The following is a 19007-nucleotide window of genomic DNA, read 5'->3' on the forward strand; positions in this document are numbered from 1 at the left end:
GCGGAGACGTTCGCCCATCCGTGCTCCGCGGGGCCATCAGTGCTGATCGCCTCTTGCTATCGGGACGTCATCACGTCGGCTTCGTCGTCGCGCCTTGCCGGGCGTGGCTGACGTGCGCTGCGCGGCTGGCGGCGCATTCGCGGTGTCCTGTTGGCAGGCGGCGCAGTCGCGGCTGACTTCATTGCGATAACAGCCTGCCGCAGCCAGTCGGGTCGCGCAGTGCTGCTGCGCCTGGGAGACGTAGCGGCCCGCCATGCGCTCGGATACACCGAGTCGCTCACCGATCTCGCGCTTGGTCAGGCCCTCGAGGCGATACCAGGTCAGGGCGAGGCGAAAGTGGCCTGCCAGCTCGGAGAGTGCCGCATCGATAACCTGCAACTTCTGGCGGCGCGCCAGACTTCTCTCCGGGTCCAGATGGGCGGCCGCCACGCGCTCATCACCCTCGGACACCGATTCGAATTCCGGTGCGCGGGACTGGTGGCGATGATGATCGATGATCAGGTTGCGTGCGATGCGAAACAGCCAGGCGCGCGGGTTGGCGGGCCAGTCCCCGGTCAGGCGCAGACGCAGATAGACCTCATGGCTGATGTCTTCCGCCAGCTCATGCGAGCCTAGCTGACGCACCAGAAAGCCGGTCAGTTCATGACGATGTTCGGCAAACAGCTGGTCCAGAGATTGGCGGTATTGCTGTGCAGCACAAGCCTGCAGCTCAGCGGGCGTTTCATCTTCTGGCCCGCGTGTGTCAGGCGTTCGATCATCCGTGTCGCGATGAGTCCGAACTGGGGGCTTGGCGTGAGAGGACATCCACGGCTCGCAATGAGATCTTTCGTGATGGGAGGGTAATGGTATTGTTGTTAGGAATCATTATCAATGGTTGGGTGTCAGACACGCCAAGGACCGCCCCCGTGCATGACGAGGGCGGTCCCGGTGTTGCCTGGTCGTCGTTAGCTGGTCGTAGCTAACGGGTCATGGCGATCTGGTGATCGCCATGTGTGTCACCGCCTAGCGGCGGGCGAAGGCCGCGATGGGGTTGTCCAGCTCGCCCTTGAGCTGCAGGGCACCGGACGGATCGGTGAGATCGACCATCTGCTGATTGTTGCGCAGCTGCAGGCGGTTGAGGCATGACAGCGTGAAGCGCGGTGCGAACAGGTCATGACGCGCGAACTTGTCAGCCATCTCCGGATGGGCATCCTGGTAGTCATGGATGCAAGCCGCGACGCGAGACCAGAAGGCCTCCTCCGTCATCACCTGCTCGCGCACCAGCAGCGGCACCGCGAAGCGGAAGATGCAGTCGAAGACATCGGTGAGCAGCGACAGGATGCGGATCGGTTCCGGCACCTCGACCACCAGACGCTCGACCCCTTCCGGCAGCTCGAGTGCACGGGTCTCCTCGGTGGCGAACAGCGCCGCTTCCTCGGCGATGTCCTTCATCAGCGCACCACACGGCACGCCATCGCGCAGACGCATGATCAGGTTCTCGCCATGCGGCATGAACACCAGGTCGTGCTTGAAATAGCAGTGCAGCAGCGGCGTCATGTAGGCCGTCAGCCATTTGTCGATCCACGCTTCGGCGCCGATGCCGGAGCGCTCGATCAGCGCCGGCAGCAAGGCCTTCTCGTCATTGTCGACGTGCAGCAGCGCCGCCATGGTCATCAGGCGCTCGCCCTCGTCCTTGACGTCTTCCGGGCTCTCGCGCCACAGGCTGGCCAGCATCTTGCGATAGCCCACGGCTGCCGGGTCCGCGTCTTCCAGTACATCATCGCGATAGCCGATGGCCGCGACTTCACGCAGCAGGCGGAAGCCCCACTTCTCGAAGGACGGGTCCGAATCGATCAGGCCCTGCAGCCACTGATTGATGACCGGAGTGGCGCGCATGTAATAGGGCGACAGACCGCGCATGAAGCCCATGTTGAGGATCGACAGCGCGACCTTCACGTAGCGATGGCCCGGCTGGTTGCGATTGTAGAGCGTGCGGATCGACTGCTGGGCCTGATAGCGGTCTTCACCCAATCCCAGGCAGACGATGCGCTGACTGGCGATCTCGGCGGCGAAGGTGATGGCCAGCTTGTGATTCCACTGCCATGGGTGCACCGGCATCATCAGATAATCGGCGGCATCGAGGCCCTTGGCCGTCAGCTGATCCTCCAGGCGGGCCAGTTCAGCCTGACCCAGTTCCTCTTCCAGCAGACGGCGCGGATCGAGACCATCCACGGCGGAGTAGTGCGCGTTGTCGCGATGCACGGCGATCCACACCAGCGCGAAGGGCTGAGCGGCCTCCGGCGCGTAGGCGCGATAGTCCATGGCATCGAAGCCCATGCGGCCATTGTTGGCGACGAAGCACGGATGGCCCTCGCTCATCGCCGATTCCAGGGTCTGGAAGGAGGCACCGGCCAGCACGCGGGCAGATTGGTTCTCACGAACGGCGCGCTGCATCTTCCAGGCACTTGACGCGAGTGTGGCGCTGACTTCCTCGAGATAGACCGGCAGCAGGCGCGGCGGAATCTCCAGCACGTCGTTGAGCTCCAGAATCAGCTCACGCGCGTCCAGCGGCAGGGAGTTGCCGTTGGCATCCAGACGTTGGATGGAGGCGGCATCGATCAGCCAGTGATCGAGCTGGAAACGTCGCGCCACGAAGCGATATTGCGCCGCGCGACGGCTGACGGGCGTCGTGTCACCTGCCGGGGCGCTCAGTGGCAGGCAGTAATGGTGCCAGCCATCCGTGATGCGGGCATTGGCCTCATCGGCACACTGCGGGTGGATCAGGCGTTCATGACTGAATTCGGCCAGTGCCTTGCGTACCAGCAGGCGATTGGCCTGCTGCCAGTCCGGTCCGGTGAGATGCTGGCCAGCTGCCGCCGGATTGGCGGTGATGGCGGTGTCCAGACGCGGGCTGCGGGTGGCCAGGGCAGCACGGAAATCCTGCGGGGTGCAGAAGCACAGACGCGCCGGTTTGCCATCGAGATCCAGCGGACCATGATCGATGAAGCCGACGGCGGCATTGAGCGGATGGATGCGCTCGTTGCGGCTGTCCGGTTCGACCACCACGCGGCTGACGGGACGTACGGCATCTTTCCCTTCAGCGGCATGCTCGTCACGGAACTGGCCGGCGAAGATCATCGCCATGATCGATTCGATCACCGCCCGCGAGAAGCCGCTGATGGGGGCCTGGTCATCGCTGCGCGGCGCGACCAGGAAATGCATGCCGAAGTCTCCGGGCTGCACGGCGTAGTGCTTGCCGAGCGGGTCGTGTGCCGGATCGTAGAGCTCCACCAGAAACGCCGGCTGGTCGTTGTAGAGACCGACCCAGCCCTGGGCGTGCTTGCTCTCTTCCAGGCCCTGGTAGAAGTCGTACTTGGTGGTGATGAGGTCATCACTCATGCCCCAGAAGCTGGCGCGCTCGCCGCTGGTCCACTCATCCACCATCGCCATGTCGGCGGCGAGATCCAGCGGGCGCAGCGCGAATTCGGCGCGCTCGCTCGTGCTGTCATCCTGCGGCTTGCGCAGGCGCGCCTGGGCTTGCTCCAGCTCCACCGCGCGGCGGGTGAAGCGCGTTCCCGGTGCCGGGCTGAGCAGATTGAGCGGTGCCGGCGCGGCGAGCGATGTCGTTCCGAACACCTGCTGTGACGGTGTCGCTGCACTGTGAGAACTTGCCGCGCTGCTGGACTGTTCGGCGCTTGCGGCGCTGGTGATGTCGACAGGCATGTTCATGCGGTGGTCTCCCGGTGTTGCGGTGCAACAGTTTGCTCGGTGTGTTCAGTGGCGTTGCTGACTCGTGCACTGTCAGCTTTGTCTTTCCGGTCGGTCTCGCCATAGGCCAGGTGTGCGGCGGGCAGCGGTTTGAAGCCATTGCCACAGCCCTTTTCAGAGCCGGGGGCACCGAAGCTCTGGAAGGCGATGCGACGCTCGATCGTGTAGACCTCACGGCCGGTGATGGCGCGCAGGATGCAGCTGTTGCGATAGCAGGCCATGCCCAGATCCGGCGCGGCCAGCGAGTGGGTATGCAGCTCGGCATTCTGGACGAAGATCTCGCCGGCGAAGGGCGATTGATCGCCCTCATTGCCTTCGGCATCTGCCGTGCTCTGCGCGTCGACGGCATAGAAGCGTCCGACGGCGTAGCGGCCTTCGGCATCACGACGGATGCGTGACTCGATGCTCTTCAAGAAGGCCGGGGCCGCGTAGTGGTAACCGGTGGCCAGCACCACGGCGCTGGTCTCGTGACGCCAGGCCTGCTGCTGTTCACGCTGATAGAGCCCCAGCGTGAACTCGCCGTCGGCCTCTTGCCTGTTCAGCGAGGTCAGTTCGGTATTGGTCATCAGGGTGGTAGGCACCACGCCTTGCAGTTGCTTGGCGTAGAGGGTGTCGTAGATCTCGTCGATCAGCTCGAGATTGATGCCCTTGTAGAGACCTTTCTGGGTCGCCAGCAGGGTGTTGCGCTGCTCACGCGGCAGGGCATGGAAGTAATCGATGTAATCCGGGGACGTCATCTCCAGCGTCAGCTTGCCGTATTCCAGCGGGAAGAAACGCGGTGAACGCGTGATCCAGTTGAGCTGGTAGCTGTGCTGGTCGATCTCACGCAGCAGGTCGAGATAGATCTCGGCGGCGCTCTGGCCGGAGCCGATGATGGTGATGGCCGGCTGGGAGGTCAGCTCGTCCTTGCGCGCCAGATAGTGGGCGTTGTGACACACGCGGCTACCGGCCACCGGGACGACGTCACGCACGGCATCGGCGGCTTTCGGCAGGTAGGGCTGGGTGCCGGTGCCCAGCACCAGCTTGCGTGCGCGATAGGCGAAGGCTTCGCCGGTGCTGGGGCGGATACCGCGCACCACATAGATATCGCCGACATGCTGGATGTCCTGGACTTCATGATCGAAGCGCAGGCTGGACAGCTCACGCGCCGCCCACTGGCAGTACTGGTTGTACTCGCGGCGCAGCAGGAAGAAGTCTTCGCGGATGTAGAAGTTGTAGAGCTTGTCATGCAGCTTCAGATAGTTGAGGAAGCTGAAGTGGCTGGTCGGGTCGGCCAGCGAGACCATGTCCGCCATGAAGGGCGTCTGCATGCTGGCGTCTTCCAGCAGCATGCCCGGGTGCCAGTCGAACTCGGCCTTGCGCTCGAGAAAGACGCCGTTCACGTCTTCCAGCGGCTCGCTCAGACAGGCAAGGCTCAGATTGAAGGGGCCGATGCCGATGGCGACGAAGTCGAGCACCTCATTGCGCGTTTCAGCTGTGTCGGTGACGTGAGGAGTCGAGGTGTCATGCATGACGGCTTTCCTTTGCTTCTGTGGTGTGGCTGCGACGTTTGGCGGCCGGGGTATCGACCAGGGCATCGGCCAGTGCTGCGGCGTGGCTTGCCTGGGCCGTGGTGCTGACGGCGAGATGATGCGCCTTGACCAGCGCCTGGCCGTGCTGGCGGATCAGTTCGACCACCGCGGCGATGTCATCGCGGGTGGTGTCCGGGTTGAGCAGGGTGAACTTCAGATACTGACGGCCGGACACCTTGGTGGCGGCGACGATGGCCTCACCGCTGCGTGACAGGCGCTTGCGGATCTCGCGGTTCAAGGCATCCCACTGCTCGGCGCTGAGGGTCTCTTCATTGGCGTCATGGAAGCGGAACACCAGGGTGCTGAGCTCCGGCGCCTGGACGACATCGATGTCCGGGGCCGCCTCGAGCAGCTGATGGCCCTCGCGGGTAAGGTCGATCACGCAATCGAGCATGTCGCCCAGCGCATCGGCGCCCATCAGGCGCAGTGTCATCCACAGTTTCAGGGCGTCAAAACGACGCGTGGTCTGCAGACTCTTGTTGACCTGGTCCGGCGTGCCCTCGCGGGCCTGAAGTTCCGGGTTGAGATAGTCGGCGTGATAGGTGACATGGCGCAGCTGGGTGCGGTCACGCACCACGCAGGCGCTGCAGCTGACCGGCTGGAAGAAGGTCTTGTGGTAATCGATGGTGACGGAATCCGCCATCTCGGTGCCCTTGAGCCAGTGACCGTGACGACGTGAGGTGATCAGGCCGCCGCCGTAGGCGCCATCGACATGGAACCAGATGCCACGTGCATGGCATTCGCGGCCGATGGCCTCCAGCGGGTCGATGCTGCCGAAGTCGGTGGTGCCGGCGGTGGCGACGACGGCCATCGGGATCAGGCCTTCGGCGCGGGCATTGTCCAGCGCCTCCCGCAGGGCATCGGGGTCCATGCGGCGACGCTCATCCACGGCGACCGGGACGACGGCGTTATGACCGAGACCGAGCAGGGCACAGGCCTTCTGCAGACTGAAATGGCTGATGCCGGAGGCGAAGACACGCAGGCGCCCGGCTTCCGGCGGCAGGCCGTGGGTCTGGTTGCCGGGGTGGTTGGGCAGCTTCTCGCAGACTGCGTCACGCGCCAGCAGCAATGCCATCAGGTTGGATTGGGTGCCGCCGCTGGTGAAGATGCCATCGGCGGTCGGCCCCAGGCCCAGGCGGTCGGTGGTCCAGTCGATCAGGCGTTGCTCGATCAGGGTGCCGCCGGCGCTCTGGTCCCAGGTGTCGAGTGAGGAGTTGATCGCACCCAGCAGACTCTCTGCCCATACGCCGGGCAGCACGACCGGGCAGTTGAGGTGTGCGATGTAGCGGGGGTGATGGAAATAGACGGCGTCCTTCAGGTAGAGCGACTTGAGCTCATCCAGACCGGCTTCGAGGTTCTCGAGGGGCGTCTCGAGGTCGAGATCGGCAAAGGCCGGACGCAGAGCTTCCGGGGTGATGCCACTGAACGGCTGCTGGACACTGTCGAGCTGTTCAGCCACCAGGGTGCTGATACGGTTCATGCCGGCCTGCCAGGCATCCATGTTGGCAGGCGAGAACAGGGCGGCGCTGGGCGAGCGGGACAGGGAGCCCGCACAGGCGTCGGTCTGGGTGTCAGACGCGGAGGATCCTGCGGCAGCGCCGCAGGTGGCGGCGGAATCTTGAAGGCTGTGCATTACATAACCTTATGCGAATGTTCGCAGATAAAGACTTGGAAGAGACTCGCAGCCAGCTGGGACAGATGGCTCAGGTGCGAGGACCAGTCAGGACATTCATCAAGTGCCGCGTTTGCGGTCGTTGTTGTTGGTGGAGTTGTTGGCGATGTCGTCGACACGTCAATCACGCGAGCCGTGGGCATCGGTATCACGTGATTCGACATCGTAAGCGCAGAGTGCGAGTGCGATGTCAGAGGTTCTTGCATGCCAGATGTGTCAGACGATGAGTGGTTCAGGGCGATGGTGCCGGCGACATCCTTGCCGCCGGCGGGTCGTGCGGGTCGATTCAGAATCGACGGACTGCGGAAGTGTCTGGATCAGAAATCATAGGTCAGTGTCGCGGTCATGCTGCGTTCGGCACCGTAGTAGCAGAAGCTGGTGTTGTAGCAGGACGCGATGTATTCCTTGTCGAACAGGTTGCTGACGTTGAGCTGCACGCTGGTGCCGCTCCAGCCGATCTGGCTCAGGTCGTAGCCGACCAGGGCATCGACCAGCGCGTAGTTCGGCACCTTCTCGGTGTTCTCGGAATCCGCCCACATGTCGGCGTAGTAGCGCACGCCGAGGCCGGCATTCAGACCCGTGAGCGGGCCTTCATTGAAGGCGTAGTCACCCCAGACGCTGACCTGGTGCTTGGGCACCTGGTTGGCATCGTTGCCTTCGGTGCCATCTTCCGCCTTGGCATAGGTCACGTCGGTGTAGCTGTAACCGGCCTGCAGCGCGAAGTCGCGGGTCACCTGGGTACGGGCTTCCAGCTCCAGGCCCTGGGACTCGATCTCGCCGTAGGCGGTGTAGTAGCTGTCTTCCGGGTCCTTGGAGGCGACGTTTTCCTGATTGATGCGGAACAGCGAGACGCTGTACTGATCACGCGTGCCGTTGGGCTGGTACTTCATGCCGACCTCGACCTGCTTGCCGGTGGTCGGGTCGAGCAGGTCGCCGTCTTCATCGGTGTAGGAGTTCGGCGAGAAGGACGTGGAGTAGCTGACATAGGGCGAGATGCCGTTGTCGAAGCCGTAGATCAGGCCGATGCGGCCGCTCATCTCGTTGTCGTTCAGCTCACTGGTGGTGTTGTAGTCACGATCGGTGTTCTTGATGTTGACCCAGTCCTGACGCAGACCGGCGGCCAGGTTCCAGCGACCCCAGCTGATCTGGTCCTGCAGGTAGACACCGGTCTGGTCCAGTTCACGCTTCTGGTTCTCGGTGGCATAGATGGAGACATCGGCATCGCTGCTGCTGGACACATCCAGCGTGCTGGCGGTGCCGTATTCCCAGTCCACGTCATTGGTGCGCGTCTGATAGTCGGCACCAAACAGCAGGGTGTGATCGAAGGCGCCGGTGGAGAAGCGGCTCTCCAGCTGGTTGTCGACGGTCCAGGCGCGCAGGCTTTCTTCGCCGCCGGAGTAGTAGCGGGTCAGCTCGGTATCCGAGGCCCAGCCGTAGGCGTAGACCTGCTCGAGGTCAACATCGGAGCGTAGATAGCGGAATTTCTGGCGTGCAGTGACATCGTCATTGAAGCGGTGCTCGAAGTCGTAACCGAGCATGCGTTCGGTGCGATCGAACTCTTCGTAGTCTTCGTCACCTTCGTAGAAGTCGTTGCCGAGCTTGGTGCCGTTGTAGCTCACCACCGTGCCTTCATAGGGCAGGCCGGAGTGGTAGCCGCCTTCCGGGTCTTTCTGGAAGTAGCCCATCAGGGTGACGGTGGTGTCGTCGGTGACATCCATGGTGATCTGCGGCGAGAAGGCGTAACGCTCTTCCTCGACGGAGTCGACCTGGGTGTCCTCGGCACTGGCGAGACCGGTCAGGCGATGGGCGATGCGCTGCTCGTCATCCAGCGGGCCGGTGAGGTCGAACGCTGCACTGCGTTCGTTGTCGTCGCCGACGGTGAAGCGGACCTGGCCGGAGTCCTGGAACTCGGGGCGCTTGGACTGCATCGCGACCAGGCCACCCGGAGAGGAGCGTCCGTAGAGAACGGAAGACGGCCCTTTCACCACCTCGATGCTGTCGAGGAAGTAGGGGTCGATGGTCATCGAGCTGTAGGAGCCCGAGTCACCCATCAGCTTCAGGCCATCCAGGAAGGTGTTGCTGACACTGCCATCGGAGAAGCCACGCAGCACCAGATAGTCATAGCGGTTGGAGGCACCGATCTGGTTGGTGAACACGCCCGGTGTGTAGTCCGCGGCACGCTGTACCGTCTCGACGGCGCGCTTGTCGATATCGTCGCGCGTGATGGTGGAGACGGCCTGGGGGGTTTCCAGATAGCCGGTGTCGGTCTTGGTAGCCGCTGTGGTGGTCACCGTCATGGTGTCGAGGGTCTCGTCCTGAGACTCACGGTGGTCGGCCGCCATGGCCTGACCGGCAAAGGGCAGGCCAAGGCCAATCGCCAGTGCCAGAGGGTGCCTGGGCAGGGTCATCAGCAGGGAGCGAGTGGCTTTATGTGCGGCGGAGTCTTTCATGAGCGCGGTGTTCCATCCGGAATGATTTATATAGGAATGATTCTTGTTCGTCGTTCTCTCCTGTGGGTAGACGTTCAGATGACGACTTTCTGAACCATGAATGAGAATTATTTTTATCATTTTCCTGTGCCGCATCTCATGCCTTGATGTCATGCGGGCTGGCCATCGCCGTCATGCTCGCCCCACTGGCTGACGCAGGCAGTCATCCTCGGCTGTTGTCGCCACAAAAAAACCGCCCCGTGGGGCGGTTCTGATGACTCGATGCCAGGTTCGCGACGGGATCGTACTGGCCTGACGGCGTCGTGCTGCGCTGAAGGTTACTGGTCGACCATCTCGCCCTGCAGCGTGACGGGAATGTCGCCTACCAGCTTGCCGTAGCCCAGCAGGTTGAGCAGGGTGCTGCCGACCTGGTTCCTGGCGACTTCTGCACTGTCCAGTGAGATGGGGTCGGCGTTGATGAAGGTCAGATGAGTCGCGTCCTGACGAGTGACCTCCAGCGGCAGGGTCTCGTGGTGCGTGCGGTTGCCATCGGTGGCCGAGAAGGGCACCTGCATGCGCGTCGTCTGACCGGGCTCCAGCGCCGCGATGGCCAGCGGGTCAAGATTCAGGGTCAGCGTGGCCAGGCGCATCTGGCTGACGCCGGATAGCCACGGCGGCAGCTCACCGACCTTGTCGAGCAGATCGGTCTGGCCGACGCTCAAGGGAATGCTCATCCTGCCGTCATCCCCGACGGTGCCGCTCAAACCATTGAGGTGATGCACGTGCTCCACATTGCCTTGGCTGCCCTGCGCGGTCAGCGTCGCGGTGGCGCCGCTGCTGTCGGGTACCAGCTGCCAGGCGGCCTGTGTCGGCAGGCTGACACCGATACCGCTCATGGCGAAGGCCAGTGCCGCAGCCTTGATCGGGGCGCCGAAGCGGCTGGCGGGTTTGCCAGTCGAGCGACGCGCAAGCGTACGACTCAGGGCGCGGGTCCAGCGAGAGAAAGGCAATGACATGTCATGACTCCTGATGGCCGGGGGCTTGATCGGGCGAAGACCGATATGGGCACCCGGAAAAGATTCGATACTGCAGATGGCACATTGGACAGGCAGCGGCGCCAAGGGTTCGCGACACTCGTCGCAGCCGCAGGCTGACAAAGATGTTCAACGTACATCACGCGCCGCAAGCGGGAGCGGAAATCGCTATGTTGTTGAGTTTTCGGGCTTTCCCGAGGCTCATGCTTTCGCTATCATATGCGCGCTGCATGGGCCCATAGCTCAGTTGGTTAGAGCACTCGACTCATAATCGATTGGTCGCAGGTTCAAGTCCTGCTGGGCCCACCATGCATGCCTTCCAGTGGGGTTTCATTCAGCAGGAGTTCAAATGCTCCAGGACCCCGACAAGTCGCCAATGGCGGCTTTTTTTGTGCCTGTCATTCCGGTATTTCCTCTTCTTTCTTCCCCACAATCACTGCATCAATGGCGTGCTTTCTCGTGGTCCTGAACCACGAACGCCCCATGCCGTGGGGCATGAGGCGTTTTCCTCTGCATTGGCGCGGATCATCCGATTCGGGTGATCTCTTGCAGGGTCGCTATCACTGAGTCTCTTCTTCCATTTCCTGCTCAGTGTCATTGGCGGCACCGCTGATGGCGTTGCCGGCGGTGGTCAGCGCATTGGCGGTCGCCTGACGAGTGTCCTGCCAGGCGCTGGCAGCGGTGTTCTTGGTTTCATCCCAGGCCGCTGCGGCGCTCTTGCGCGTGTCCTGCCACCAGTCGGTGGTGTAGTTCGGCTGCTGCTCGAACTCGCTCACATCCATGTCGAGGTGGATGCGGTATTCCAGGGCATCCAGATCATCGCCCTGTTCGGTCTCGAGGGTGAACTTGCCAGTTTCCACGACGTACTGGTTCTCGTCCAGCCCCATGGCGTCATCGCTTTCGACGACCAGAGCGGCGACCTGCATGTTGTCGTCGAGCAGGATGTCCTCGACTTCACCGATCACGTTGTTGTCATCGTTCTGCAGGTAGACGTCGGCATCCATCAGCTCATCTGCGGAGTAGAGCCCCTGCGGACTGGCCATGGCCATGCTGGTAGTGGACAGCAGCGTGGTCGCGGTAATCGCACCCAGAATCTGTTTGCGGTTCATCTTGCTCATGCCGTACTCCTTGCGTGTTGAAACGGTACTTCTGGTCCGGTCCCTCGAGCGCTTCCTTCTCGCTCATGGCGCAAATGATTCGCCAGAACCATGACCCTATCCACTGAGATCCTGACGAGACTGACAAGTTTCAAGGGGGTGAAAGAAAAACTTGTACGAGAATTCCTCCATCTGTCACATGCAAGGCGTATGGCAGCAATGTCGTCGTGCCAAAAGAGTGAGCTTTCTGGTGCTCTGTACCTGTCGCGAACAGGTCGCCCGCAAGCGCTCTGTCAGCAGAGACCCGCTGTAGGGTTCGAGTAGAGGGGGTGAGCAGAGAAGTGAGGCGTTGAAGGATGGTAAGGATACTTACGCCCGCTCGCCCGCGCCGTTCAAGGCAAGAAGTCGAGACAAGGCACGTGGATATGTCGCAATCAGGGCGCGTTCAAGGCTTTTTCTGCTCGCTGATTGGCTGCCTGACGAGTGGGACAAGATGTTTTTGCACGTCAAAAGAGGCTTTTTTGTAGCGAAGTGTTACACGGTTCTGGCGGGGCGCTCTCGTGCCACAGCGGGCGCATGGGGAGAGGTAAACGCTTGATCAGCGCACACGAAAGCACCTGCCAATGCGTCTACATTAGCTATACAGATACGTTCTGATACGCGTTAAAACTTGTACACGGTTTTGGAAGTGTCTAACTTTGCAACTGTCGAAGCACGGCGGGGCAGGCAGGAGATCACCTGATATAACATTGATGGAGCCGCAGAGCCGCTTTTTCAATCCCTTGTCAGGTTGGTGCAAGTTTTCACATCGTCATGTCGCCCGCTCCACCGGTTTTCGAGCACAAGGTTTTCATCATGGATCCAATGGAGGGCATCGAGATGAACACAGTACGCAAGGTTCCCATGGAGTGTTCACGCTGTGGCAGCAACCGGGTTCACCTCGAAGATTCCCCGGCAGATGATGACATCGTCAGTTGTGCAGAATGTGATGAGTTTCTGGGTGTCTGGTTCATGTTGCGTGATCGCCTTGAAGTCAGCGCCCGCAAGCGAGCTGCGATTGACCCGGCCCTGATGGCGCAGAAGGTGGTCCAGCAGCTGGACGCCTCGGCCTGAAGCAAGCGCCTATAAGGTCCAGTGTTCGCCAGTGCGTGTGAGGGCGCACAAGAATCTTTACCTCAGTGCCAGTCGGATTCGCTGTTTTGCCCTGGTCGCGGGCTTGTTGCCCGGGGCCGCGAAACTGAATTTCTGGCACTGCAGGTGGAGTCGAGATTTCCGTGATACCGCTGACGACTGTTCAGCGTCCTGGTCGACCTGCGGCGAGCCGCGTTGCTCCCGCGATAGGTCCTGTTCTGCCTGAGAGTGTTTTCCCGGCCTTTGGTCGGGATTTTTTTGGGCTGGAGCCCATGAATAACCGTCTGACGCCCGTCTGAAGACTGGTGCGGCGGACACCCCCTGATCTGGTATGCGTTTGATCTGCGTCATTCGCGAGGTGTTATCAGACTGTAAGATAGTGCTGTCAGACTCTTGCCGGTCGCGCTGCCATGAAGTGTGTTACGCGCTCTGCGTGATACCTCCGCAGCCGTGAGCGCAGAGACTGACCAGCGATAAAATTGTGGCATCTAACCGAAAGTGCAATGGAGTCTGTCGCTATCTGTCTCCATCATGCGCACGCAAACCGAGCCACGTCTTGATGTTTTCTGTACTGAGAATCTGGTCATGACATCGTCATCTTTTGCGTCGAAAAGGAGTTCGCGCATGTTTACCCCATCAGTCCCGACCCGTAATGGCCCTCAGTGTCCCGAATGCAACGAAGCGCTGGATTGGCCTGCCCGTGATCTACCGGATGATCACATCCTCAAGTGCCCGAACGGCCATGCGTTGTGTTCGATGGGCGATTTTCGCCTGGCGGCACGTGAGATGGCGCTGCAGGAAGAGTTCCGCCTGACGCGTGATGGCGCCAGGTCACACGGGCAGCACCGTGTGCCGGAGCGCCCCGTCGCACGCATGTCCAATACTTCAAGTCACGGCACCAGCCATGAGTCGCTTGCCGGCAGCATCAGCGCCGCGTGACATCTGCCTGTCTGCGCCTGCTCCTCAAGCCCCGGCCACCGTGCCGGGGCTTTGCGTCTCAGCGCAGTGACGGCCGTGCCTGGGTGAGGTATCTCGGTAAGACAGCTCGAGCCGAATGACGAGCGACTCCTCGCCAGCGGGGTTGCATGCCGTGTGAGTGGCCCCATGTCTTGAGTAGACGCCAATCGACCAGCCTCAAGGCGAGCGGCCCAGACACCGAACAGGAGAATGCTTCATGTCAGATCTTTCCGAGGAACTGCGTATTCCCAAGCCATGCCCGGACTGTGGCAGCCAGCGAGTCCGCGTCTCGCAGGTCCACAATCCCGATGACAAGGTGTTCTGTGCATCCTGTGGCACCTACGTCTGCCTGTATGCCGATGTGGCCAAGATGCGAGAGGAGGGCGCGAGCAGCGAAGCGGAAGAGCTGCTGGAGCAGGCGTCCAACAAGGGCATGAAGAAGTGACCTGATTCTCGGCATGAGACACCGACAAACGAAAAGGCCCCCACCGTGAGGTGAGGGCCTTTTCGTTTGTCGGGTGCATTTCATGTCAGGCGCAGACCCTGAGCTGGTAGGCCCGCGCCCGGGGTCGCGTCTAGCTCTCGTCACCCTGGCTCGGGGTAGAGGCCTTGGCGATGGCGCCAGTGTTGTCGGCGGCTTCCAGCTTGGCCAGCATGTTCTCTGACTGACGCTTGAAGTTGGCGAGCGCCTTGCCGGACAGAGACTTGTTGTTCGGCAGCTGAACGCGCATGGCATCGACCTGGCGGTTGTTGACCATCACCTCGTAGTGCAGGTGCGGGCCGGTGGAGCGGCCGGTGTTGCCTGACAGGGCGATCTTCTCACCCATGGTCACGCGCTCGCCTTTCTTGACCAGCGGGCGTGACAGGTGCAGGTAACGGGTCTTGTAGCCGTTGTCCATGCGCAGCACCAGATAGCGACCGGCCAGCGGGTGGTTGCCGACCAGCTCGACGACGCCATCCGCGGTGGAAAGTACCGGCGTGCCGACACGCACCGCGAAGTCAGTGCCCTTGTGCGGGCTGATGCGTCCGGTCACCGGATGGCGACGGCTGAGGTTGAACGGCGAGCTGATGCGCGCCTTGTGCGCCAGCGGATAGCGATTGAAGGCCGGGTCGAGGCCCTTGCCATCAGGGGTGTAGTAGCGGCCATCACTGTTGTTGCGCACCACGGTCAGTGACTTGCGAGACCCTTCGTAGCGTGCGGCGAGGATGCGGGAGTCCATGCTGGTGCCGTCGATCATGTCGGACTCGACCAGCACCTGGAACTTGTCACCCTTGCGCGTATCGCGACGGAAATCGATCTTCTTGCCCAGCACCTGGGTCAGCTGGCTGACTTCCGCGACGCCCAGACCAGTGGCTTCCGCCGACAGGGAGAAGCTGCCAATGACCGTACCGGCGAACATGCGCTGAGTGGCCTGGGTCGCCTTCTCGATCTTGGCGACATTGAAGCTTTCACCGCCGGCCTCACGCTTGACCATGAAGCCGCGACGCGCGTCCTTCATGATGCGCAACGCCAGCAGGTTGCCGTCTTCATCCAGCTTGTAATCGAAGTTGTCGCCGATGCGCCAATGCGTCAGCACGCGCTTGTCAGGCAGCGCCTTGAGGATGCGCGTGGTTTCGCTGTAGCCAAGCCCCAGCGAGCGCTCCGCCATCACGGCAAAGGTGTCGCCGGCCTGCACGGTATAGGTCTGCCACTCGGGCACATAGACTTCCTTGGCCGCCAGTTCGGTCTGCAGCGTCGGGCTTTCACCGAGCTCGACCGGGTCGACGGAAAGGTCGTCATAGGAGGTGCCGCCGGCCTGTTCGTCGGTCGCGGTGCCGATGACGGCTTCTGCGGTCTTCACCGCCGCCGGCGCCAATGCCACGATCGGGCCTGCTGTCTGGTCGTCGGGATGATAGTTGGCATCCGTCAGCAGCGTCGGCATGTCGAAATCGATGGCGACGATCTCGCTGGGCGTCAGCGCTGCCAACGGGATGTCACCGGAGGCCGAGCTGACCGGAGTCTGATCGCCGAGCTGCGCCGGGCTCAGGGGAGACTGAGTGTCATCGGCGGCAGCAATCGCCAGCGGCAGTCTGGCTGGGGTACTGGAATTCGCACTGGCCAGGTCGATGGCGATGGACTGTGAGGCCGTAGAGACATCAGGAGAATCGAATGTTTCGAGAAGCTTGTGAGCACCCAGCACGGTAACCATGGTGGCAACAGGTAAAAGAAGATACTTGTGCGCGCGAGGGAGCGAATGAAGGATTCGCAGCATATGTGACCGATAAAGTTATGTGAAATGAAAAGATGGCAACAATGAGGCATTCGAACCTTAACCAAGGTTCCCATCGTTCGATAGGCTGGACGCATGTCCAGTATGAGTAATTCAACCCTGTTTAGATCATTGACGGCGCAATTGGCGGTACCGGCAACATGAGGTCTGGCGAAAATAGCGCCATTTTTGCTTAGGAAACGCTGTTCAGGCAGTAAATCCTGCTTGGTGTTAAATTTTGTAAAGTTACGCAAAATAGCGTATTTGGCCTCCTTCATTTCAGAGGATGCCGACCTGATGTCCGAGGATTGCGACCAGATGTCGGGAGTCTGACAGCACAGAATGCTCTTTTGCTCCCGTCGGGTTGCAGTATCAGGTGTCTGGTTTTTTGCGTCTGGCATGTCAGGATTGCCCCGTGCATTCCCGCACGCCCCGCAAGAGGAACCCCGATGTCGTCACGCGTGACACTGGCCCAGTGGCAGATGCTGGCCGCCGTGGTGGACCACGGCAGCTTCGCGCGCGCGGCGGCCGCGATCCACAAGAGTCCCTCGACCCTGAATCACGCCGTGCATCGTCTCGAGGCCTTGCTGGGCGTCCAGGTGCTGGAGCCGGTCGGGCGCAATGTCCGACTGACCGAGGCGGGTGAATTGCTGCTGCGCCGGGCGCGTCAGCTGATCGAGAATGCGCAGGCACTCGAGAATGTGGCCGATGCGCTGTCGGCAGGCATGGAGAGCGAGATCGCCATCGCGGTGGATCAGCTGTTTCCGTCGGATGTGCTGGCACGGGCGCTGGAGGCCTTCTCGACGGCCTACCCTCAGGTGCGCGTCCAGCTGCATGAGACGACGCTGACCGGCGGGCGCGAGCTGTTCGAGGAAAAGGAAGCGGACCTGTTGATCAGCGGCCTGATGCTGGATGGCCATCTCGGCACCCCGTTGTTGCGTGAGACCTTCATCGCCGTGGCGGCGCCGGGGCACCCGCTGCATGCCCTCGGGCGACCGCTGGATCTGCGTGACCTCGTGCAGCATCGACAGCTGGTGGTGCGTGACAGCAGTCGTTCAAGCGGCATGGATGCCGGTTGGCTCAAGGCCGAGGCGCGCTGGACGGTCAGTCATCTGGCCACGTCAGTCGATCTTGCCGAACGCGGGCTGGGCTTCGCCTGGTTGCCCCGTACCCGCATGAGCGATGCTCTGGCTCGGGGGCGGCTGCTGCCACTGCCGCTGGCCAATGGCGGCGAGCGCGAAGTGTCACTGATGCTCTATCTGCCGGACGATGATCGCGCGGGCCCTGCCGTTCGGGCGATGAAGGCGCAGCTGCACGCTGCCGTCGAGCAGGACGCCAGCGAGCGGCGCTCCTGAAAGCGTATAGGGTCTGAAAAGCGTGAGGGCTTGAGAAGAGCGCACAATGTGATCGTTCGAGAAACTCGATCGTTGCCACGCAGTGAATTCGCTTGCGCTGTCGCGCTCGACTCTTAGGCTGGGGGCATCCCCCCCAAGCCATATAAGGAGCGTGCAAGATGGGCTTACTGGTCGACGGCAAGTGGCAGGATCGCTGGTATGACACCGACAGCACCGGCGGTGAATTCAAGCGCGAAAGCGCGCGGCTCAGAGATTGGGTCGTGGCGCCCGATGCCCCGCTCGAAGGGCCGCAGGGGCAAGCGGCCGTGCCCGCCAGCGCGGACCGCTTCCACCTCTACGTCTCGCTGGCTTGCCCGTGGGCGCATCGTGCGCTGATCATGCGCTCTCTCAAGGGGCTCAAGCCGCTGGTCGGCATGTCCTACACCAGCCCGTTGATGCTCGAACATGGCTGGAGCTATCTCGAGGAAGAAGGCTCCAGCGGTGATCCGATCAATGACGTGCGCTATCACCATCAGCTCTACACCCTGACCGACCCGCACTACACCGGCCGTGTCACCGTGCCCGCGCTGTGGGACAAGCAGACCGGTCGCATCGTCAACAACGAGTCGGCGGAGCTGGTGCGCATCTTCAATGACGCCTTCGATTCGCTGACCGGCAATGATCTGGACTTCTATCCGCAGGACCTGCGCGGCGAGATCGATGCCATCAATGCCGAGGTCTATGACAAGGTCAACAATGGCGTCTACAAGACCGGCTTCGCCACGCGTCAGGAGGTCTACGAGCGTCATTTCGCGGCGCTGTTCGAGTGCCTGGATTCACTCGAGCGCCGGCTGGCCGACTCGCGCTATCTCACCGGTGAATGGCTGACCGAAGCCGACATCCGCCTGTTCACCACCCTGATCCGCTTCGATGCCGTCTACTTTGGGCACTTCAAGTGCAATCAGCGCCGTATCGCCGACTATCCCAATCTCTCGCACTATCTTCGCGAGCTGTATCAGTGGCCGGGCATCGCCGAGACCTGTGATCTTGCGCATATCAAGACCCACTATTACGCCAGTCAGCAGACCATCAATCCCACCGCCATCGTGCCGGTCGGCCCGAGCCTGGCGCTCGACGCTCCCCATGATCGCGAGCGGCTGCCGGGTCAGGGCATTCGTCGTCACGCCTGAGGTATTGAAGTCTGAGTTGATCAAGCCTGAATTGATGGCGAGCAGCGGCGATTGGATCAGGTGCGCGGTGTCGGGCGTCTGATCTTCGCCAGCCAGCGGTCCAGTGCATTGCCGAAGTCGCGTTGCTCGCGCTGACCGTAGGCGGACGGACCGCCGGTGTGCTCGCCGCTGGAGCGCATGCTCTCCATGAAATCGCGCATCTGCACCTTGGCGCGGATGTTGTTGCTATCCAGCGCTTCGCCGCGGGTCGTCATCACCAGCGCGCCTTTCTCGATCGCCTCCAGCGCCAGCGGCAGGTCGGAGGTGATCACCATGTCGCCGGGGTGGGCGCGCTCGACGATCAACTGATCGGCCGCGTCCGCACCCGCCGGGACCGACAGCGCCTTGACGTGCATCGAGCGCGGCAGCGGCACCTGATGATTGGCGACGAACCAGGTGGGGGTCGCGGTGCGTTCCGCCGCGCGCACCAGGATGTCACGCGCGGCGCGCGGACAGGCATCGGCGTCGACCCACAGCGTGATGACATGCTCGGCGGGATCTTCTGGAGAGGGGGCGTCATGGTCTTGCGCGTCAGTCATGCAGGCTCCTGTCAGGTG

The 19007-nt window shown here is 62.0% G+C and carries 14 protein-coding genes and 1 tRNA gene; 6 read left to right on the forward strand and 9 right to left on the reverse strand.

Annotated features, from left to right (window positions below):
- Positions 1-36 precede the first annotated feature (36 nt).
- The 6 genes from CDPAHKCJ_RS10895 to CDPAHKCJ_RS10920 form a co-directional block, all read right to left on the reverse strand.
- Complete coding sequence (locus CDPAHKCJ_RS10895; protein ID WP_166019794.1) at positions 37-804, reverse strand: RNA polymerase sigma factor; 768 nt, start codon at positions 802-804, stop codon at positions 37-39.
- Positions 805-1002: 198 nt separating this feature from the next.
- A complete protein-coding gene (locus CDPAHKCJ_RS10900; protein WP_205700847.1) occupies positions 1003-3708 on the reverse strand; it encodes a GNAT family N-acetyltransferase in 2706 nt (901 codons plus the stop codon).
- Positions 3705-5258 (reverse strand): lysine N(6)-hydroxylase/L-ornithine N(5)-oxygenase family protein, encoded by a 1554-nt coding sequence (locus tag CDPAHKCJ_RS10905; protein WP_166019795.1) that lies wholly within the window; start codon positions 5256-5258, stop codon positions 3705-3707. Before CDPAHKCJ_RS10905 ends, CDPAHKCJ_RS10900 begins: the two co-directional genes overlap by 4 nt.
- A complete protein-coding gene (locus tag CDPAHKCJ_RS10910) occupies positions 5251-6951 on the reverse strand; it encodes an aspartate aminotransferase family protein (protein WP_166019796.1) in 1701 nt (566 codons plus the stop codon). The genes CDPAHKCJ_RS10905 and CDPAHKCJ_RS10910 overlap by 8 nt, the downstream gene beginning before the upstream one ends.
- 356 nt (positions 6952-7307) lie before the next feature.
- Positions 7308-9440, reverse strand: coding sequence for a TonB-dependent siderophore receptor (locus CDPAHKCJ_RS10915; RefSeq protein WP_240916762.1), 2133 nt, complete (start codon positions 9438-9440; stop codon positions 7308-7310).
- Positions 9441-9757: 317 nt separating this feature from the next.
- Complete coding sequence (locus CDPAHKCJ_RS10920) at positions 9758-10435, reverse strand: hypothetical protein (RefSeq protein WP_166019797.1); 678 nt, start codon at positions 10433-10435, stop codon at positions 9758-9760.
- Positions 10436-10685: 250 nt separating this feature from the next.
- Between CDPAHKCJ_RS10920 and CDPAHKCJ_RS10925 the strand changes: the two genes are divergently transcribed.
- A tRNA-Ile gene (locus CDPAHKCJ_RS10925) sits at positions 10686-10762 on the forward strand.
- A gap of 251 nt (positions 10763-11013) precedes the next feature.
- Here CDPAHKCJ_RS10925 and CDPAHKCJ_RS10930 read toward each other — a convergent pair.
- A complete protein-coding gene (locus tag CDPAHKCJ_RS10930) occupies positions 11014-11571 on the reverse strand; it encodes a PRC-barrel domain containing protein (RefSeq protein WP_166019798.1) in 558 nt (185 codons plus the stop codon).
- A gap of 858 nt (positions 11572-12429) precedes the next feature.
- Between CDPAHKCJ_RS10930 and CDPAHKCJ_RS10935 the strand changes: the two genes are divergently transcribed.
- The 3 genes from CDPAHKCJ_RS10935 (at position 12430) to CDPAHKCJ_RS10945 (ending at position 14083) form a co-directional block, all read left to right on the forward strand.
- Positions 12430-12663, forward strand: coding sequence for a hypothetical protein (locus CDPAHKCJ_RS10935; protein ID WP_166019799.1), 234 nt, complete (start codon positions 12430-12432; stop codon positions 12661-12663).
- A gap of 642 nt (positions 12664-13305) precedes the next feature.
- Entirely contained in the window at positions 13306-13620 is a 315-nt protein-coding gene (locus tag CDPAHKCJ_RS10940; protein ID WP_166019800.1) for a hypothetical protein, read from the forward strand.
- A 235-nt stretch (positions 13621-13855) separates the two neighbouring features.
- On the forward strand, positions 13856-14083 hold the full coding sequence (locus tag CDPAHKCJ_RS10945; protein WP_054555349.1) for a hypothetical protein: 228 nt from the start codon (positions 13856-13858) through the stop codon (positions 14081-14083).
- A gap of 130 nt (positions 14084-14213) precedes the next feature.
- Here CDPAHKCJ_RS10945 and CDPAHKCJ_RS10950 read toward each other — a convergent pair whose 3' ends face one another.
- Positions 14214-15827: a peptidoglycan DD-metalloendopeptidase family protein gene (locus CDPAHKCJ_RS10950; RefSeq protein WP_240916763.1), complete on the reverse strand. Its 1614-nt coding sequence runs from the start codon at positions 15825-15827 to the stop codon at positions 14214-14216.
- A gap of 509 nt (positions 15828-16336) precedes the next feature.
- Between CDPAHKCJ_RS10950 and CDPAHKCJ_RS10955 the strand changes: the two genes are divergently transcribed.
- Together CDPAHKCJ_RS10955 and CDPAHKCJ_RS10960 are read left to right on the forward strand one after the other, a co-directional pair.
- Entirely contained in the window at positions 16337-17242 is a 906-nt protein-coding gene (locus CDPAHKCJ_RS10955) for a LysR family transcriptional regulator (RefSeq protein ID WP_166019802.1), read from the forward strand.
- Between the two features lie 158 nt (positions 17243-17400).
- The gene (locus CDPAHKCJ_RS10960) at positions 17401-18411 is read left to right on the forward strand and encodes a glutathione S-transferase family protein (protein ID WP_166019803.1); all 1011 of its coding nucleotides are present in this window, start codon (positions 17401-17403) and stop codon (positions 18409-18411) included.
- Positions 18412-18467: 56 nt separating this feature from the next.
- Here the strand turns inward: CDPAHKCJ_RS10960 and CDPAHKCJ_RS10965 are convergent, their stop codons facing one another.
- Positions 18468-18989 (reverse strand): YaiI/YqxD family protein, encoded by a 522-nt coding sequence (locus tag CDPAHKCJ_RS10965; protein WP_205700848.1) that lies wholly within the window; start codon positions 18987-18989, stop codon positions 18468-18470.
- Between the last annotated feature and the right edge of the window lie 18 nt (positions 18990-19007).

The sequence above is a fragment of the Cobetia sp. MB87 genome (genome assembly GCF_011319755.1).
Classification (GTDB): Bacteria; Pseudomonadota; Gammaproteobacteria; order Pseudomonadales; family Halomonadaceae; genus Cobetia.

Bases quoted from the DNA above. Each gene is read 5' to 3' on its own strand.
- CDPAHKCJ_RS10895 (WP_166019794.1), bottom strand. From the start codon at position 804: ATGTCCTCTCACGCCAAGCCCCCAGTTCGGACTCATCGCGACACGGAT.
- CDPAHKCJ_RS10900 (WP_205700847.1), bottom strand. From the start codon at position 3,708: ATGAACATGCCTGTCGACATCACCAGCGCCGCAAGCGCCGAACAGTCC.
- CDPAHKCJ_RS10905 (WP_166019795.1), bottom strand. From the start codon at position 5,258: ATGCATGACACCTCGACTCCTCACGTCACCGACACAGCTGAAACGCGC.
- CDPAHKCJ_RS10910 (WP_166019796.1), bottom strand. From the start codon at position 6,951: ATGCACAGCCTTCAAGATTCCGCCGCCACCTGCGGCGCTGCCGCAGGA.
- CDPAHKCJ_RS10915 (WP_240916762.1), bottom strand. From the start codon at position 9,440: ATGAAAGACTCCGCCGCACATAAAGCCACTCGCTCCCTGCTGATGACC.
- CDPAHKCJ_RS10920 (WP_166019797.1), bottom strand. From the start codon at position 10,435: ATGTCATTGCCTTTCTCTCGCTGGACCCGCGCCCTGAGTCGTACGCTT.
- CDPAHKCJ_RS10930 (WP_166019798.1), bottom strand. From the start codon at position 11,571: ATGAGCAAGATGAACCGCAAACAGATTCTGGGTGCGATTACCGCGACC.
- CDPAHKCJ_RS10935 (WP_166019799.1), top strand. From the start codon at position 12,430: ATGAACACAGTACGCAAGGTTCCCATGGAGTGTTCACGCTGTGGCAGC.
- CDPAHKCJ_RS10940 (WP_166019800.1), top strand. From the start codon at position 13,306: ATGTTTACCCCATCAGTCCCGACCCGTAATGGCCCTCAGTGTCCCGAA.
- CDPAHKCJ_RS10945 (WP_054555349.1), top strand. From the start codon at position 13,856: ATGTCAGATCTTTCCGAGGAACTGCGTATTCCCAAGCCATGCCCGGAC.
- CDPAHKCJ_RS10950 (WP_240916763.1), bottom strand. From the start codon at position 15,827: ATGGTTACCGTGCTGGGTGCTCACAAGCTTCTCGAAACATTCGATTCT.
- CDPAHKCJ_RS10955 (WP_166019802.1), top strand. From the start codon at position 16,337: ATGTCGTCACGCGTGACACTGGCCCAGTGGCAGATGCTGGCCGCCGTG.
- CDPAHKCJ_RS10960 (WP_166019803.1), top strand. From the start codon at position 17,401: ATGGGCTTACTGGTCGACGGCAAGTGGCAGGATCGCTGGTATGACACC.
- CDPAHKCJ_RS10965 (WP_205700848.1), bottom strand. From the start codon at position 18,989: ATGACTGACGCGCAAGACCATGACGCCCCCTCTCCAGAAGATCCCGCC.